Origin of the sequence: Vibrio sp. M260118 (assembly GCF_036533755.1) — a bacterium.
In the GTDB taxonomy this organism is placed as follows: domain Bacteria; phylum Pseudomonadota; class Gammaproteobacteria; order Enterobacterales; family Vibrionaceae; genus Vibrio.
Genome location: NZ_JATABG010000674.1, coordinates 1 through 696 on the forward strand (window position 1 = coordinate 1; position 696 = coordinate 696).

Genomic DNA, 696 nt, shown 5'->3' on the forward strand with positions numbered 1-696 from the left:
TAAGTAACCAGTCTTGAACAACTAATCCCGTGTCATTCAAAATACTCAGAAGTTCAGCTTTTAGTGAAGCCATCTCCTGTTTAGAACTTAAACGGTCAACCTCGATATGGAAAAGTGATTGCAGCGCACCTTCTCCATCATTGATTGACGTTATCTCGCCTTTTGCCGAACGACCAATTTGCGTTGGGCCATGTAACATTAAGTGTGATGAAAGATCCAAACGGCTCAGTGCCATTTTGGTTGAATCGACCAAGAACGGTCCATCTGGCACGACGATTTCGACGATAGTGTGAGTCGATTGCCAGCCTTGGCGACTTACTGTTGGATTGAATACTCGAACAGAAATATCATCGGCTTTTTTCTCGTTGATATGATGCCATAGGGACACGACAGCACCGTATAAATCCGACTCGTTGCGTTCAACTAAATCGTCTTGAGAAATGTTGCTAAATAAATGTTGAGCAAGTTGAGTGACTAGGGGTTGATGAGCAAGCTCGAGTTTGTCTTGAATAAGCCGATAGACTTTTTCAAGCAGAACCGGCATCAGTGTTTCACGCGCGGTCATAATCACACTCCACAATTAGAATTGTATGTTTTTGGGGGTTATTGTAAGCATAGTGCTTTAACACGGGTAACGCCGTTTTATTGTAAAAGCTTTATTGATAAATAGTTAATTCTTTTGGGAGTGGTAAGAGG

The 696-nt window shown here is 42.1% G+C and carries 1 pseudogene; it reads right to left on the reverse strand.

Annotated features, from left to right (window positions below):
* A pseudogene (locus tag QTO00_RS20485) lies at positions 1-565 on the reverse strand (NAD-glutamate dehydrogenase); the annotation flags it as partial.
* Between the last annotated feature and the right edge of the window lie 131 nt (positions 566-696).